This window comes from Levilactobacillus zymae DSM 19395 (assembly GCF_001434115.1).
In the GTDB taxonomy this organism is placed as follows: domain Bacteria; phylum Bacillota; class Bacilli; order Lactobacillales; family Lactobacillaceae; genus Levilactobacillus; species Levilactobacillus zymae.
In genome coordinates this window covers 1-16,323 of sequence record NZ_AZDW01000037.1, presented here as the reverse complement: position 1 = coordinate 16,323, position 16,323 = coordinate 1, and the positions used below count along the sequence as shown (strand labels likewise).

Genomic DNA, 16,323 nt, shown 5'->3' with positions numbered 1-16,323 from the left:
AGACAGCCGCCAAGTAGCGGACCGTCTCTCCCGGAATTCTCTAAACTTTATTTTGCGCAGGATCGAGCGGGTTACCGCCAACACCATTCCTACCTCTACCATTGAGTTGGGCTGGCGGGTTAGTCTCGACTCTTCCGTTGACCTCCTATCGCCGACCTAGAGTAAATCGAACCGGTAAGCCGTGACGATTGGGTCGCGGTGGTCGACCTGGTCTCTGTAATACTCGTATTCACAGATTTCCAGGAAGGACCCGGCAATATTGTAAACGTTGGTGTAACCCAGGTTGACCAAAGCCCGGACCACGTTGTAACTCCGTTGCCCACTCAGGCAGTGAATGTAAACGGGTTGGTCCGTCGGAATTTCCGTCAGCCGGTCCCGGAACTCGCTCATCGGAATGTTCACCGCGTTCTTGATGTGGCCTTCTTGGTACTCGAAGGTCTCCCGGACGTCGATGATGCAAGCGCCCTGTTCGACCAGTGGCCGTACTTGGTCGACCGTGATTTGCTTGAATTCACCGTTAAGCAGGTTGGTGCCCACTAAGCCGGCCATGTTGACCGCGTTCTTTGCGGTACTAAAGGTTGGTTGGTAGCAGAGTTCGAGGCCTTCCAGGTCTTCGACGTAGTTATGGTTGGCAATCATGGTGGCAATCACGTCGACCTGCTTGTCCACGCCACTTTCGCCCACGGCTTGAGCTCCCAGCAATTCACCGGATGGGTCCGCAAAGATCAATTTGAAGTACAGTGGCTTGGCGTTCGGAATCAACGCCACCTTGTCCTTAGGAATCACCGTTGCCGTCTGGTACGCGATGTGTTGGTCTTGGCACATCTTTTCGGTCAGCCCGGTCGACGCCACGTTCATTTCAAAGACCGGAATACATTGTGAGCCGATGATGCCTCGGTTTCGAATCTGCCGGCCGTAAGCGTGGTCCACAGCTTGCCGCGCCTCCAATTGTGCCGGGAAGGCCAGGTTAAGCTTCGTGGCTTGGCGCGTCTGGCGGTTGACCAATTCGATGGCGTCACCGACCGCGTAGATGTGTGGTAAGTTGGTCTGGAAGTGCTGGTTGACCTTGATGGCTCCGGTTTCGCCCAGTTCGATTCCCGTCTGCTTGGCCAGACCGGTGCACGGTACGACCCCGACGGACATAATGACCGCTTCACTCGGTAAGGTCTTCCCCGAAGCCAGGGTGATGTCGTTAGCGGTAATCTTAGTTAATGTGTCACCGGTAACCAGGTCTACTCCGTGATCGATCATGGTCTTCTGAATGATTTGAGCCATATCGTCATCGATGGTTCCTAAAATGTGGTCCATCCCTTCGACCAGGTTGACGTGGTAGCCGCCCTCAATCAAGTTTTCGGCGGTTTCGATGCCGATGAATCCGGCCCCAATCACGGACACGTTTTTCACCTGATGGTCGTCCAAGAATCCCTTGATGGCCCGGATATCGTCAACGTTACGAATCGTAAAGACATTGTCGCCCTGAATCCCTTCGATGGACTTTGGCAGAATCGGGTCGGCCCCCGGTGACAAGAACAGGTCATCGTACGGCACGTCTTCCACGTCTCCCGTCAAAACGTCCTTGACCGTCACGGTCTGTTGAGCGGCGTTGATTTTTGTGACTTCGTGGTTCACGATGGCGTCGATGTTGTATTGTCCCTTGAACTGCTTAGGATCCATCAAGACCAAATTGTCGGCGTTCTCAATCGTCCCGGATAAATGGTAAGGTAACGCACAGTTGGAAAACGAGACGTTGGGCCCCTTTTCAAATATGGTAATCTGAGCCGATTCATCTAACCGCCGAGCACGAGCCGCAACGGAAGCTCCACCTGCAACGCCGCCAATAACTACGATTTTTTTACTCATTTTTATCCTGTCCTTTCAATTAATCGGTTGCCGTTAAGTTCGTTTTGGGTGTCGCGTCGTCACGATAGGTCGGACACAGGGCGATGCGCCCTTCGAACAACTTAATCGCAAACGCTGCACCTAAGATCAAGAAAATCATGAAAATGTATCCGTGAACGGAGAAGTTCGTGATGCCGGAATACAGGGCCCCGATGTTGCAGCCCCGAGCCATCCGTGAGCCGAGCCCCATCAAAGCACCGCCGACCGCAAACCCGGAGAAGTCCCGAAAGTTCATCTTAAACTTCATCTTGAACCGGCCCGCCATCAGGAAGGCCACGCCAGCGCCTAAGACCAGGCCAATGTTGCGGACCGTCCCACCATCGGCTAATAATGAGCCCTTCATGGCTTCCGCTGTTTCATCGAAGGCCGGTGACGTGAAGTTGAGACCGAACAGGCCAAAGAATTTCTGGTCTAAGGTCACGAAGGCGGTGGTCACCCCCCAGGCTTTGCCGGTCGTGGTCAACACGAAGATAGCCCCGATGGCGATACCGACCGCCCCGGTGATGAACGTCCACCGTTCCACGAAGAACTTGTGGTAGGTCCGCCACGAGAAGAAGTTGACCGGCTGACCGTCGTCCTGTAACGGTTTTTCAAAGTCTAGCCAATCCCCCTTAGCATCCAGGTACGCGCCACGCTGCTTTTTCCGGTTTTCGTAACGCTTCGTGATGACGTACAATAGAAGCATGACCACTAGAGTGGCCGCAATCGCGCCACCAAAGCCTAGATATTCGGGTAACCAGGCGTTAATACCGATTTTCCCGATGGCCGTGTTGTCTAGCTGGTAACCTAAGTATTGGCCTGGTGCGGCGAAGAGGACGAAGAACGGGAGGGCAATCCAAGCATGTCCTTCCCCTTCACCAAAGTCACTCAACGTTCCGGAGGCACAGCCCCCCGCCATGATCATTCCCATGCCGAAGATGAAGGCCCCGATAATCACGGACAGGTTCCCGATTCGCACGTTCTGGGTTCCGGGAATCACGCTTTGCGTGGCGTTGGTGACTTCCCAAGCGGGTAACGCCCCCTTGCTGGCCGCCGCCCACTGAATCCCGATATTCACAATCGCCGTGATTGTGAATAATAGAATTAAGGCCACCGCTAAACTCGATTCACCCCGGTAAAAGGTCCGTTTGACCCCGCCGGCAAATCCGAACCGCGACCGGGTCAACGAGTACCCGATGATCAGTCCGGCCGTTAAAAACATGGGCAGTTTAGGCACCGTATCCGCTAGGTAAAAGCCCCATCCGAGAATGGCAACCATCAGAATAATTCCCCAGATAGGCTGGCGTTTATCTAAACCGTTGGCTTCAAGCTCATGTCCAATCACTATCCATCCACCTCAAACTTTCTATGTATTTTTTATCACAAGTAAATTGTATTCGCTTTCATCAGTCCCGTAAAATACCAATTCTATCGGGGTTCCATAACCTCACAGTTATGCCCCCGTCAAAGGAGCCCTTTCATGGACAACCGTTCACTGCTCTTAACCTACCTCAAAGCCATCATTTCCAGTGGGAGCATCACCGCCGCCGCGCAAAAGCTCTACATTTCCCAACCCTACCTCAGCCGCTACATCCACGAAGCCGAAGACGAACTGGGCGCTCAACTCCTAGACCGCAAACAACGGCCCATCGCGTTGACCGACATCGGTGCCAAGTTTCTGCAGGGTATCGAAACCCTGGACAGCGACTATAACCAACTACTCTCGCAGATCACCGAGATGACCTACCAGCAGACCAGCCATATCCGGTTAGGCATCAACCAGTCCATCTCCACGGAAATCGCGCCCGTGGTCGCCCGGCAATACTTGACTAAGTATCCCCAAAACCACATCTCGTTTGAGGAACTGCCCTCCCGCGACCTGGAAAAACAACTACTCGACCAAGAGATTGACTTTCACATCCGGATGTTGCCCATCTTTCCCAACCAAATCAGCTACCAACCATTGGGGCAATTTGCCGTCTACCTGGTGGTCAATCACTCCAGCGCGCTGTTCGACCCGCACCACACCACCATCCAGACCGATTTCGACCCGGCCAAGATTGCTAACGCCGACTTCATCACCCTTCACGCCGGTTCTGGTTTCATGCGTCTGATCGAACTCTTCTTGACCAGCAACCGCTTGAAAATCAAACGGCGTTTCGAGATGCGTTACATCGAAACCGCCGTGCGGATGGCTTACGCGGGCCTAGGTTGCACCTTCGTGCCCAGTTTCTTCGCTTCCGCCCACTTCGACGCCACCCGGTGTAACGTGTATAAGCTGCCCCTCGATACCCTGTCAGCGAGCCTGGCGTTGGCCTACCTACGCGACCGGCCGTTGACCCAGGCCATGCGTGAATTCATGCACGTCATCGACTTGACGACCGCCTTGAAACCAGAATGCCAGCGTTAACGCCTAATTGCCAAACGAGCGCCAGACTGGAACCGGCTTGGCGCTCGTTTTTTCGCGGAAATTAGGGTCTGTTTTAAAACTCAATCACCGATTTAAATGATCATCCATTATCCTTTACTGAAAAGAATCCAGTTTATTTATTGTTATAACTCGTATAAGCTGGAGGGCCAGTCAGAAATGGGCTCAGGGGTGAAATTTGTGTTGGTCGGTGTCCTTTGCCGGCCTAGACAAAGGTCGGTCTTCAAGACCTGGGCTATGGGCTTGAAGCCGTGCCCACCCCGTTCCAGCCCGTTTCTGACTGGCCCGGAGGCGCTGAATACTCAAAATTAGTCTTTTAAGACAGGTCCTAGTTAAAGAGTTCAAATTTTGCTTAAGCCCCGCCTCAAGAATTGATAAACACCGTGAACCTTGATATGCTAAGACAAAACTCAGTTGCCCGCTTCGCTGACAAGGAGGAACCTGCTCATGTTGACCCAACGGACGTCCAGTCTCGTGACCCGCATTTTTAAAGGGATCGTTATTGCCCTCGGTTTTATTCTGCCCGGTGTTTCCGGTGGCGTGCTCGCCGCCATTCTGGGACTCTACGAACGCCTGCTGGGCTTCATGGCCCATCCCCGCCAGCGCTGGCGCCAGGACCTGCCGTTCTTTCTGCCGGTCGGCATCGGGGGCATCTTAGGCGTCGCCCTGCTCTCCGCGCCGTTAGCCTACCTGCTGACCCACGCGCAGGTCATCGTTCTGTGGGGCTTCGCCGGGGCCATTATCGGCACCCTCCCCGCCCTCCTCGCCACCGCCACGCAACACTCGCGCCGCGACCTAGTCGACTGGTTGTGGTTCGGCGGAACGCTACTAGTGGGTGGTCTGGGACTATACAACGTTAGCCACTTGGGGACGCTCCCCGCCAATTTCATCGGCTTCGTGGTGGCCGGCAGCCTGATTGCCTTAGGCGTTCTGGTGCCCGGTCTCAGCCCGTCGAACCTGTTGCTGATTTTGGGGCTGTTCTCCCCGATGCTCCTGGGGTTCAAGAACCTCGACCTGCTGGGCGTCTTCTTGCCCATCGCCATCGGAGGACTGATCACCATGGCCCTGTTGGCGAAAGGCATCGAATACCTGATCGACCACCATCACTCGCGGGTCTACCACTTCATCATCGGCCTGGTGGTCGCCAGTACCGCGCTGATCCTGATTCCTAACGCTCACGCGACCGAAAGCATTTCCTACGCCGGGACCACGCCGCTGACCTGGGGTGTCAGTCTACTGGCCGCCGGAGCCGGGATTGCCCTGGGCTGGTGGATGAGTCGGTTGGAAGCTAAGTATAAATAACCTAAAACGGACGTGATTCCCTGTAGAGGATCACGTCCGTTTCGTGCTTTATGGCCTCAAAAAAGGCCGCCACCCCACGGTAACGGCCTTTTCATCACTCCTGTTTATCCGGTGCCGAATCACTCAAATCGGCATCGTTAGTCAACCGGTCCATCTTGCGCTGCAGGTCTTCGTTCTTGGTCAGCGTCGACCAGGCCTCCAGGGTCTGTTGCCAGGCCTCGTACTCGGCCTTGGAGACCATGACCACGTTAGCGTGGTGTTGGCGCTGCACGACCACCGCGCCGTTATGCTGGTTGACCCAATCGGCATAGTGGGCAAAATGTTTGCGCAGCTTCTTGGTTGTCGTATCTTTGATTTGCGTCATTTTTACTCCCCCTTCAACGGAATTCCCCCAAATTCGTTAGGGCTTAAACGTCCGCGTGGCTTTGACGGCTTGTTGCCAACCGGCATACAGTCGTTGACGCCGGGCCTCGCCCATGTCGGGCACGAACATGCGGCCATCGGCGTGGATCTGCTCGATCTCGTCGAGGCTATCCCAGTAGCCGACCGCCAGCCCGGCTGCAATTGCGGCCCCCGTAGCCGTGGTTTCTTCGTCGGCCGCCCGTTGGACCGGCGTATTTAAAATGTCGGCCTGGAACTGCATCAAATAGCGGTTCCGCGACGCCCCACCGTCGGCCATCAGTTCAGAAATCGTGATACCGGTGTCCTGCGTCATGGTGGTCAAGACGTCGCGCGTCTGGTAGGCGATCGACTGCAAGGTGGCCTTGACGAAGTCGTTGCGGTTACTCCCGCGTGTCAGACCAAAGACCGCCCCGCGCGCATCGGGGTCCCAATACGGCGCCCCCAACCCGTTAAAGGCCGGGACCACGTAGACCTCATCGTCATCGGTCGAGGCCATGGCGGCCTGCCGCGATTCGGGGACGTTGTCGATGATCTTCAAACTCTCGTGTAACCAGGCCAGCGCGGTCCCGGCCACCAGGATCGACCCTTCGAGGGCGTAGGTGACCTTGCCGTCCAGCTGATAGGCAATCGTGGTCAGCAGGTTGTGTTTGGACGTTTGCGGCTCGTGGCCCGTGTTCATCATGGCGAAGGCCCCGTCGCCGTAAGTGTTCTTAACCATCCCCGGCTTAATCGCCAGTTGTCCCAACAAGGCGGCCGATTGGTCCCCCATCAGCCCGGCAATCGGGACCTCGACGCCGTAGAACTGGAAGTTTTGGGTGACGCCATAGACCTCGGAACTGGACTTCACGGCTGGCAACATGGCCGCCGGGATGTTCAACCAGTTCAAGACGTCGGCGTCCCATTGGAGTTCGTGGATGTTGAACAACATGGTCCGGCTGGCGTTACTGTAGTCGGTGACGTGAATCTTCCCTCCGGACAGCTTCCAGGCCAGCCAACTGTCGACGGTCCCGAAGGCCAGCTCGCCCTTCTCGGCGCGTTCCTGGGCACCCGGCACGTGGTCTAAGATCCACCGAATCTTGGTGGCACTAAAGTAGGCGTCGACCACCAACCCGGTCTTGGCCTGAATCTCGTCGCCGTGGTCCGTGGCCAACTGCTTGGCTAACGCGGCGGTCTGTTGACTTTGCCAACCCACGGCCGGATAGATTGGTTCGCCGGTGGCCCTGTCCCAGACAATCGTGGTTTCCCGTTGACTACTGATCCCGATGGCCTGGATATTTTCCGGGTGAATCGACGCGTCGATCAACGCGCTGGCAATCACCGACAAGACGCTGTTCCAGATCTCGTTAGCGTCGGATTCGACCCAACCGGCGTGCGGGTAGGATTGATGGACTTCCTTATACCCCTCAATCACCTTGCGTCCGCTGTGGTCAAAGATGAAGGCCCGCGTACTACTGGTCCCTTGGTCAATCGCTAACACGTAGTTTTCCGGCTGCTTTAGTGCCATATGTAAAACTCCTTCCAGTTTCCCGTTCGTTATTTCGGAAACGGTTTCAAATTCGCTGCACTTATCATATCACGAAGTGTGCGTGACTCGGGAAAATTTGTTTTTTTCATCGCCGCCAGCTTGCTGACTAAACTAAACGGTCAGGTGTTGCCCCGCCAGAAACGACGCGGCAAAGTCGCCGTCAGTCTTGACCTGCTTACCGAATTCGTCGATCAGCGCGTGAAATTCCTGCCGGTCGCGCAACCCCAACGGAAATTGGGCCAGGACCCGTTTTTGAAACGCGGGGTAGGTCTTGGGCATGGTCGCGCCCAACCAGCTAAACAGTCGCCGGGCGTAGGTGTCGACCATGAAGGTCCCGTGATCCAGCGTGTACATCAAGATGTAGTCGGCGGTCTCGTTACCAATCCCGGTAATGGCTAACAGTTCGGCGCGTTCCTGCGCCCCGTCGCCGTGCTTAAGTGCATCCAAGTCGTCATCGTGGTCGCCCAACCACGCGGCTAGGCTCAGGATGGCCGCGGCCTTGCGGCGGTAAAACCCACTGCTTTGAATCAGTGGCGTGAGGGTCGCCGGCGTCAACGCCCGCAACTTCGCGGGTTCAAAGGCCGTTTCGCGTTTGAGGTTGCGCAATGCCGGTTCGACGTTACGCCAGTTGGTGTTTTGCACCAGAATGGCGCCCAGCATGATTTCCACCGGCGTCTCGGCCCAGGGCGTCCCCGGCTTCAACCAGGGTTGCGGCCCCATCGCGTGGGCCATGGTGTGGTACAGTTCTTCAATGGTCATGGTGTGTCTCCAATCTATCTCGTAAATATCCGTTTAAAGTGAGCTAGCGATGTTCCTTCCCGCCAATCATCTACAACTAATCGGCATTATTCATCCCTAACCAAGAAGAAATCAGCTTCCCAAATTTGCCATAAACTTTAGCAATTTACATTTCTAAACGTTAAAGGCTTACTCACGGGAATGATCCCATCTTGTCTAGAGGTCCAGCCAGTTTAAGCTAACGCAAAAAGGAGGCCTCTGCAGGTCTCCCTTCCGTGAACCCTCTGACGATTGACGCCGGTAACCGCTAACAATCACCGGCAAAACACGTTTACCGCTTGATGGTTAAGCGAATGTCGGCATCCACGTCTTTAGGATGGAGTTCTTCGTTGTAATCAAAATCAGCACTCTTAAAGTAGTGCTTGATCTCGTCGTTGAGTTCTTCGACGGGCCGCACGTCCTTATCCAAGCGTTTTAATAAAAGCGTGTATTCCTTAGAATCTTCATCGACGTTTTCGAAGTGGTATTCAATCGCTTCGGAATTCAAAATTTCTTGAATCAACTGCCGTTCAGTCATCATTTCTACCTCGCTTATATTTAATTTCGTTACACCTACTATTCTACTATAGTTTTCGATGAATCATTTGTTAATTATTTTATCGCCGCGAACATTTTCTGGAACTAAATATCGTCAGCACCTTTCCCTTCACCCTTTTTTAGGTTAGACTAACAACTAGACTAACTCGAGGAGATGACACCGGTGGCGAAAATGAAGGATTTTGGGCAACGCATGCGCTTCTTGGGCTTTTCCATCTTCCTCAACTCCGCCGCCAACGCCTTAACCATCTCCACCAACCTGGGGAGTGCCGTGTGGACCGGGTCGTCGGTCAACCTGGCCAGCTGGATTCACGTGCCATTGGGGACCACCATGTTCATCTACGGCATCGTGATCACCATCATGAACCAGTTATTTCTGGGGCGGTTCGACCGGCGGCGGTTCGTGTCCAACATCCTCTACATCATCCCATTTAGCTACTTGGTCGAATGGATCGGGTACTTCTGGGACTGGCTGGGCGTCAGCCAACTAGGGCTTCCCGCCCGCATCGTGATCGACATCATCGGGCTGACCGGCGTGGCGTTTGCCGTATCGATCTACCAACGTTGCAACATCATCATGCACCCCAACGACGACCTGTCCTACATCATCCGCTTTCGGTTCTTGCACGGATCGTCCATCATCGCGCAATGGGCCAGCTACCTGCCGCCCGTCACGATCATCGTGCTGTCCTACCTGGCGACCGGCCAACTGCACGCCATCGGCTTCGGGACCATCTGGGCGCTCGTTACGCAAGGCGCCGTGATGGGTTGGGCCGACGTTCACGTCTTCTCGCGGTTGAAGCACCACGTTGACGTTTAACTATAATTCAAAACATCCGTTTATTGAGCTAGCCACGTGGTTAGCGTCAACGAACGGATGCTTTTTTATTCCCTCACTAGTAAAACTAACCCCTCGCCCGGGTATTCTCCCGCATCAGCCTGGTCGTTGCTGAGAGCTAAGACGCCACCACCGACGGCCCAACCTCTATAACTCGCACGGGTTTTAGCATCATAACCGACCTTACTTAGAGCCCGGTCAATCGCTGTGGCATCATACGGTGCTTGGGCCTTAAAGTGGTAATAAATCAGATGACGGTGAGTTGCCCGATCGTAGAGCTTTTCGTGTGCGTTGGTGTACCAGACCTGGTTCGGTGTCGCGGCGTTAGCCCCGTACCGCACTCCCAGATGGGCCGAGTAACGTGCGCCCCTAGTCGCGGTATACGAATACTGGCCCATCGAATGCCGCCACACTAACCGCACAGAATTACTCCGTGCTACTGAATAGTTACTGCTGGCCGATGCCGGAGTGGTAACCCCCAAAACTCCCAGACTCGCGCCTAACGCTAACAATCCCTTAACTTCATTTTGCATCTTCATGACCCCTTCCCTAAGTCTAAGGCTAGCACTTTGGGGGACATGAAAGTTCTTTGAATTAATAATTTATCCATTTCATAAAATGTTCAATTAAGAATAATCCGATTGTCGCGCCGACTGCTGCTAAAAAGGCTTTCCCACCGCATTCGTGGGAAACCCTCCTAGTCTTCCGGTAACGTGCCGGTCAAAATAAACTGTTTGATTTCCTTCAACGTCCGCTTGGCTTCCGGGAGCTTGAGCCACAAGACGTAATCGTGGAGCATCGAGCGCACCGCGTGGACCGTAAAGTCGGTGCCGGTGGCCTGTTCTAGTTTCTGGACCAGTCGCTGGTCGTCGGCCGCCAAGAGTTCGTTGGTCCCGTAGTACAACAGAATCGGACCCAGATCGTCGAAGTTGCCGTAAATCGGACTGACCCGCGGATCGGTCACCGGATGGTCACCGGCGTACTGGTAGCCAATCTTCTTCAACGTGTCTAGCGTCAGGTACGGGTCGCGTTTGGCCGCCGTGGTCAGGTCCGGATTCATCATGCTGAGGTCGGTCCAGGGCGAGATCAGAATCGTCCCGGCCGGCAGATCTGCTTGCTGGCTCTTGAGCTGCTGTAACAGCGCCAGCGCCAAGCCACCGCCCGCCGAATCACCCATCAAGAAGAACTGATCGTCGGGATACTGGGCGTGCAAATACTCATAGGCTCGCCCCACAAACGTCAACGTGTCGTCGACCGTGGCTTCGGGCACCAGGGGGTAATCGACGTACGAGATTCGTAGGTTGGCCTCGCGAATCAACGACGTCATGATTTCGCGGTGACTCGCGGTCCCCTGCATGGTGTAGGCGCCGCCATGAAATAAGATGATGTGTTGGGGCAACGGTGCCCCGGTCGCGGCGGTCAGAATCCGGCCGCCAAAGATCTCCCGCTCCTTAGTCACGATGTCGGCCGGAAACTTTTCCGGCACCACGGCGAGGTTTCGCCGGCTCGGTTGTAAAAAGGCCTGTTGAATCTGTTGCTTGAGTTGACTGTGCTGGGTCTTGAAGAGTAACCATTTCCCACGCAAGCTCACGACTATCACCCTATCTTTTCCTTCGTCAATTTCTCGCACTCTTAGGGATAGTATACAGCGTTTCGGCCCAAAACGCTTGAACTCTCGAAAGGAATCACTAGGCTATTTTCGCGAAAACCGTTAGAATAGAGCCAGAACAACGCTGATTGAAAGGGTGGTAAAACGAATGACAAATAGTCGGATTTTAAAGGTGACGGGCGGCCTCAACTTCCGCGAACTCGGGGGGTATCCTACCGTCGATGGGCGCACCGTCAAATGGCACAAGCTGGTGCGCTCGGCGGGCTTAAATAAGCTCACCGCCGCCGACCAGGATAATCTCGCCAATTATGGGGTCGTGGCCGACGTGGACTTCCGTTCCCAAGACGAACGGACCCAGGCGCCCGACAAAGTTCCGACCGGTGCCACCTACCATTTTCTCCCGGTCTTCCCGGACGGCGACGAGACCGACGCTTCAGCCAGCCAAGCCGATCTGGAACGCCGGTTCTCTAGTGACGATACGGCGGGCTACGAGCACATGCTCGACGTCTACCGCAACATGGTCACCTTAGAGACGGCCCAGCAGGCCTACCACGAATTTTTGGCGACGCTGTTGGCTAACGAGCAACCCGACCAGGCCGTATTATTCCACTGTACGGCTGGTAAGGACCGCACCGGCATTGGCGCCTTCTTAACGTTAAGCGCGTTAGGCGTCGATCCACAGGTCATTCGGCGCGACTACCTGTTGACTAACGAAAACGTCACGCCCGTGGTCGACAAGATGTTGGCTAAGGCGCAGGCGGCCGGCAAGGGAGACGCCTTTGTCGCCAACATCCGCGCGCTTTCCACGGTCAACCCAGACTATTTCGACACCGCCATGAAGGTCATCAACACCCAGTACGGCGGGGTCCAGGATTACCTGCGCGACGTCCTCGACTTTTCGCGTAAAGACGTTGAGGCCCTTAAAGAACTTTATCTTGATTAAGTCAGACCGTCACCGGATTTCCGGTGGCGGTTTTTTCGTGAGACTTGGCTTGTGTCCCACCACGGCTTCTTCTATAATGACTGGGTATTTGCATAAGAAGAAAGGACGATTCCCGTGAAGAAAAAACTAACCTTAGCCCTCCCCTTAGTGGGTGCGGCGGCGACCGCCTTATTGGCCAGCGAACACCTGTTTAATTTCGCGTTCAAACGGGTCAACTACGTCCCCGAAACCTCCGCGGACAAGCAAAAATACGCGGACGCCTACTACGCTTACGTCGACTGGTACCAGGCCATCGACAAGCAGACCTGGTATTTGCACGAACACGACGCGCGTAACCGGATGGTCGCCGAATACATCCCCGCCGAGACCGCCAGCGACCGCACGGTGATCATCGGCCACGGCTACAAGGGCAACGGCGAGACCATGGCGAACTTCGCTCAAATGTACCACAACCTGGGTTTTAACGTCCTGCTCCCCGACGACCGGGGCCACGGCGAAAGCGCCGGTAAGTACATCAGCTTCGGCTGGCTGGACCGGCTGGACTACCTGCAGTGGATCCAACAGGTCATCGACCGTAGCAACCGCCCCGTGAAGATCCTCCTGTTCGGCGTATCGATGGGCGGCGCGACCATGGAAATGTTGTCGGGCGAAAGTCTCCCGCCGCAGGTCAAGGCCATCATCGCCGACTGCGGTTATTCCAGTGTCGAGGCCGAACTGGTCTATTTACTGAAGCGCCAATACCATTTACCCAAGTACCCAATCGAACCGTTAGTGTCCACCATTTCCAAGCGCCGGCTGGGCTACTATTTAAACGACGTGACGGCAACCGGTCAACTGAAGAAAAACACGCGACCGATCCTGTTCATCCACGGCGAAAAGGATGTGTACGTGCCGGTGGGGATGGCCTACGAGAACTACGCGGCGACCCACGCGCCTAAGCAGTTGTGGATCGTGAAGAACGCGTCGCACGCGGAGAGTTTCTGGATCAACCCGCAGCGCTACCAGCAACGGGTGGTCCACTTCTTAAACACGTATTTCGACCCGCAGCAACCGTCGGCGTAGGTCTTAACCAGAATCTAAGGACTTTAGACTTACTTTAAAAAATCGTCAAAAAGTCGTCACGACTTACCCCATTTTCTATTCACAACTCCCGGGTATAGTTAGCATCATAGTAATTCGCCAGTAACGATTACTAGTCAAAATCTATATCCAATCCCCTATTGAATTCTCTCCCCCTAAGAGAATTCAACTCCTAGTCAGGTCCTCCTCAAACCTGATGAAACTCCTCAAATTTGAGTTTCTCCCCTCAAAGGAACTCAATCCTCATGAAAGAACCCCTTCGGCTTCCTCGGCTGAAGGGGTTTTTGTTCAGTTTGCTGGTAGTTTGGTGGGTTAGGATAATTAGATTTTTGTTATGGTGGGGGTCTGGGACGGATTTTGAGAAGAAATGGGTGACGCTGATTGGAAGCGATAGTGGAATCTAATTTTTTTAACAAGCAAACAATTTTGATTTGCTCATTTTTATTAGGAGCTATCATTTTTATTTCCCTTAGCAGTGGAAATTTTAAATTCCATGTATCTGAGGTAAGTCCCTGCGAATATTTTTGAAATTTGTATAGTGATGATTTCATTTTAAATTGGTAAGCAAAAAAATCTACTACTATGTTATTGATAGGCGTAATAATCGTATATGCAGGGCTTACAATTCCGCTATATGGGGAAGTTCCACTTGCTCCCTGCCACATACGCATCGAATTATATGCAATGTCCCCCTTACGCACTAATTTATAGTTAGACTTATCACTACTAGAATTATCCTTACGCTTAAGACTGCTAGCTTTAACAACTCCGTCATTAATAGTTACAGAAAGCATTTCCCCTTTACCGGATCGTTCACTACGTTCTTTGAAATACTTTTTTAACTTACGCTGTTCCCAGACGTCAATGCAGAATCACCTTAAATTCCAATCGGTTTTTAGCGCAATTGTTAGTTAACTCTTGGGAACAGCGTAAGTTGGGTGACAACTCTGTAATTAAGGGCCGACTAGGATGGAAAAATCTAAAGCATGAAGAATATACTGTGTCTGGACCAAGTATGGTTTCTGGTAGGTATATTGAATCTGGAGAAATAGATTGGCAAAGTGTGGATCATATTCCGGAATGGCGTTATGAAGAATCACCGGAAATAATGTTACAAAACGGCGATATTATTTTTACTAAAGATGGTTCTCGATTGGGAAATCCTGCAGTTATAAGTAATTTACAGATAAAGGCAACCATCAATTCTACAATGATGCTTGTGAGAACAGATAAAACCATATCTCCGTATTTCTTATATCAAGTATTACGTGGCTCACTATTTGAAAGACTAATACATCAAAAGGTATCGGGAAGTGGCATTCCACATCTTTTTCAAGTAGACATGAATAAATTCATATTTAAATCACCTACAATTGCTGAACAATCATTAGTAAGTGAATTGTTATCCCGACTAGACGCCACTATCGCTTCCAATCAGCAACAGTAAAAAAGCCACGATTTTTAAAAAAATCATGGCCTATCAGCTAATGCTTATACCAGACTAGCAAGGTGCTTCATTATTTTGTCGTTATCCTGATTCTCAAGTTCTTGAATAATATGCAAATAAGTTTGCTGAGTAGTCGTCATATCCGCATGACCTAGACGACGAGCCACCGAAGCAATGCTTACCCCTGCATACAATAACAATGATGCATGAGTGTGTCGCAGTCCATGTACTGAAATCACTGGGATATCAGCCTGTTTACAAAGTCGTTCAAGGTAGTGATTTATCGTATCATTGTAGACCTTTCCTTGAATAAAAATCGGCTGATCTTCGGGTAATCGTTTCGTGAGTTGGGAAAATTGAATGACCGTTTGCCAGTCCAATTGAACCTTCCGTACGGATGATTTATTTTTGGTTGGTGCAAAGCCTCCTTGTCTTGATTTATAATCCCACGTTCTGCCGACATTAAGGTATTGATGTGCAAAGTCAAAATCCTTTGGGGTTAAAGCCAGAGCTTCCGCAAATCGCAATCCCGTCTTTGAAATGAGCAAGATAAAATAATCCCAATTCACACCCTCATCTAAATTAAGAACGTTCAAGAGACTTTGCATCTCGTGTTGATTTAAATACTTAGCCTTATGTTGCCGCTGTTGAACGCCTTTAATAATCGCCTTTCGCGTCGGGTCACGATCCAACATATCCTCTTCTAATGCGTCAATCAAGGCACTTTTAACGTGGCGGTGAAAATCCATAACGGTTTGTCGTTCGTGATTCTCCGCATAGTCGTTCAAAAGTTGTTGATAAGTCAATCTGGATAAATCGCTTAATTGTAAATCTGGAACGAGACTAATTAATTGGCGATGAGTCATTTCATATTTGCGGTAGGTTACTGGTCTGACGGCATTTTGTTTATATAACTGCATCCACTGATAGAAATATTGATGTAGCTTTACCTCCTGTGCCATAACGACACCTCCATACGAAAATAGATTAGGCAACTTAGCAAAGTCACCTAACCTATTAATACAAATATATCTGTTTTTAGCCAGTATTAACCCCTATAAACTTTCGCTGAACAGCAGCGAAAGTAACGGTATAGACCAGAAAAATTAAGCAAACATATTTTGTAGAAGCCATTTTTTTAATTTTTTGAGATGGTCGAGCTGTTTTTGATTGGAAGCGATAGTTAAATTTAATGTACGAAAGACTTCACCAATTTTATTTTGTTCTGATTGGGAAGGAATTTGAAAAGAAAAATTTTCCACATTAGCTTTCGATATATTTTGTACTTTAGTACCAGCTCCCCGTTTACTAAAATATCTTTGGTTAGAGTTAATTAGCATTGATAGAAATGCCCCATCTATTTCTTCATTTGGCCTTATCTCTGCCACACGCTGATTTAGGACAAAGCGGTTATCATATGGAATTTGGGTTGTCATTCCTAATAATCCGGGAGCTTGTTCACTTAAGATCATTACAAGCGTCCTGAATTATTCATACCTTCCAAAAAAGTCGTCAGTTTTCATGTTTTTCAAAAAC

Annotated in this window: 17 protein-coding genes; 6 read left to right on the top strand and 11 right to left on the bottom strand. The window is 51.9% G+C overall.

The features are described 5' to 3' along the window. Nucleotides 1–156: 156 nt before the first annotated feature. Nucleotides 157–1,860 (bottom strand): FAD-dependent oxidoreductase, encoded by a 1,704-nt coding sequence (locus FD38_RS09045; RefSeq protein WP_057733457.1) that lies wholly within the window; start codon nucleotides 1,858–1,860, stop codon nucleotides 157–159. Between the two features lie 19 nt (nucleotides 1,861–1,879). Continuing rightward, complete coding sequence (locus FD38_RS09040) at nucleotides 1,880–3,223, bottom strand: YeeE/YedE family protein (RefSeq protein WP_057733455.1); 1,344 nt, start codon at nucleotides 3,221–3,223, stop codon at nucleotides 1,880–1,882. Between the two features lie 135 nt (nucleotides 3,224–3,358). Between FD38_RS09040 and FD38_RS09035 the strand changes: the two genes are divergently transcribed. Beyond that, entirely contained in the window at nucleotides 3,359–4,288 is a 930-nt protein-coding gene (locus tag FD38_RS09035) for a LysR family transcriptional regulator (protein WP_057733453.1), read from the top strand. 465 nt (nucleotides 4,289–4,753) lie between these two features. Beyond that, entirely contained in the window at nucleotides 4,754–5,608 is an 855-nt protein-coding gene (locus FD38_RS09030; protein ID WP_057733451.1) for a DUF368 domain-containing protein, read from the top strand. Nucleotides 5,609–5,702: 94 nt separating this feature from the next. On the opposite strand, the gene FD38_RS09025 is transcribed toward FD38_RS09030, so the two are convergent. The 4 genes from FD38_RS09025 to FD38_RS09010 all read right to left on the bottom strand — a co-directional run bounded on the left by FD38_RS09025 (nucleotide 5,703) and on the right by FD38_RS09010 (nucleotide 8,850). Beyond that, the gene (locus FD38_RS09025) at nucleotides 5,703–5,972 is read right to left on the bottom strand and encodes a type II toxin-antitoxin system Phd/YefM family antitoxin (protein ID WP_057733449.1); all 270 of its coding nucleotides are present in this window, start codon (nucleotides 5,970–5,972) and stop codon (nucleotides 5,703–5,705) included. 36 nt (nucleotides 5,973–6,008) lie between these two features. Then, nucleotides 6,009–7,514: a glycerol kinase GlpK gene (gene glpK, locus FD38_RS09020; RefSeq protein WP_057733447.1), complete on the bottom strand. Its 1,506-nt coding sequence runs from the start codon at nucleotides 7,512–7,514 to the stop codon at nucleotides 6,009–6,011. A 132-nt stretch (nucleotides 7,515–7,646) separates the two neighbouring features. Continuing rightward, on the bottom strand, nucleotides 7,647–8,294 hold the full coding sequence (locus tag FD38_RS09015; protein ID WP_057733445.1) for an endonuclease III domain-containing protein: 648 nt from the start codon (nucleotides 8,292–8,294) through the stop codon (nucleotides 7,647–7,649). 310 nt (nucleotides 8,295–8,604) lie between these two features. Next, nucleotides 8,605–8,850 (bottom strand): hypothetical protein, encoded by a 246-nt coding sequence (locus FD38_RS09010; RefSeq protein WP_057733444.1) that lies wholly within the window; start codon nucleotides 8,848–8,850, stop codon nucleotides 8,605–8,607. 183 nt (nucleotides 8,851–9,033) lie between these two features. Between FD38_RS09010 and FD38_RS09005 the strand changes: the two genes are divergently transcribed. Continuing rightward, nucleotides 9,034–9,690 carry a DUF6198 family protein gene (locus FD38_RS09005; RefSeq protein ID WP_057733442.1) on the top strand — a complete coding sequence of 219 codons (657 nt, stop codon included), beginning with the start codon at nucleotides 9,034–9,036 and terminating at the stop codon, nucleotides 9,688–9,690. 65 nt (nucleotides 9,691–9,755) lie between these two features. On the opposite strand, the gene FD38_RS09000 is transcribed toward FD38_RS09005, so the two are convergent. Continuing rightward, complete coding sequence (locus FD38_RS09000) at nucleotides 9,756–10,241, bottom strand: hypothetical protein (protein WP_057733440.1); 486 nt, start codon at nucleotides 10,239–10,241, stop codon at nucleotides 9,756–9,758. 164 nt (nucleotides 10,242–10,405) lie between these two features. Beyond that, nucleotides 10,406–11,299, bottom strand: a complete 894-nt coding sequence (locus tag FD38_RS08995) for an alpha/beta hydrolase fold domain-containing protein (RefSeq protein ID WP_057733438.1) — start codon at nucleotides 11,297–11,299, stop codon at nucleotides 10,406–10,408. Nucleotides 11,300–11,465: 166 nt separating this feature from the next. Between FD38_RS08995 and FD38_RS08990 the strand changes: the two genes are divergently transcribed. Together FD38_RS08990 and FD38_RS08985 are read left to right on the top strand one after the other, a co-directional pair. Then, nucleotides 11,466–12,260, top strand: a complete 795-nt coding sequence (locus tag FD38_RS08990) for a tyrosine-protein phosphatase (protein WP_057733436.1) — start codon at nucleotides 11,466–11,468, stop codon at nucleotides 12,258–12,260. A 114-nt stretch (nucleotides 12,261–12,374) separates the two neighbouring features. Beyond that, nucleotides 12,375–13,322: an alpha/beta hydrolase gene (locus tag FD38_RS08985; protein WP_057733434.1), complete on the top strand. Its 948-nt coding sequence runs from the start codon at nucleotides 12,375–12,377 to the stop codon at nucleotides 13,320–13,322. Nucleotides 13,323–13,672: 350 nt separating this feature from the next. On the opposite strand, the gene FD38_RS12630 is transcribed toward FD38_RS08985, so the two are convergent. Continuing rightward, nucleotides 13,673–14,206, bottom strand: coding sequence for a restriction endonuclease subunit S (locus tag FD38_RS12630; RefSeq protein ID WP_225430779.1), 534 nt, complete (start codon nucleotides 14,204–14,206; stop codon nucleotides 13,673–13,675). A 134-nt stretch (nucleotides 14,207–14,340) separates the two neighbouring features. On the opposite strand from FD38_RS12630, the gene FD38_RS12625 reads away from it, so the two are divergent. Continuing rightward, entirely contained in the window at nucleotides 14,341–14,787 is a 447-nt protein-coding gene (locus FD38_RS12625; protein WP_338087640.1) for a restriction endonuclease subunit S, read from the top strand. 44 nt (nucleotides 14,788–14,831) lie between these two features. Here the strand turns inward: FD38_RS12625 and FD38_RS08980 are convergent, their stop codons facing one another. Together FD38_RS08980 and FD38_RS08975 are read right to left on the bottom strand one after the other, a co-directional pair. Next, a complete protein-coding gene (locus tag FD38_RS08980) occupies nucleotides 14,832–15,749 on the bottom strand; it encodes a site-specific integrase (protein WP_057733432.1) in 918 nt (305 codons plus the stop codon). A 144-nt stretch (nucleotides 15,750–15,893) separates the two neighbouring features. Continuing rightward, entirely contained in the window at nucleotides 15,894–16,259 is a 366-nt protein-coding gene (locus FD38_RS08975) for a restriction endonuclease subunit S (RefSeq protein WP_057733430.1), read from the bottom strand. Nucleotides 16,260–16,323: the final 64 nt, after the last annotated feature.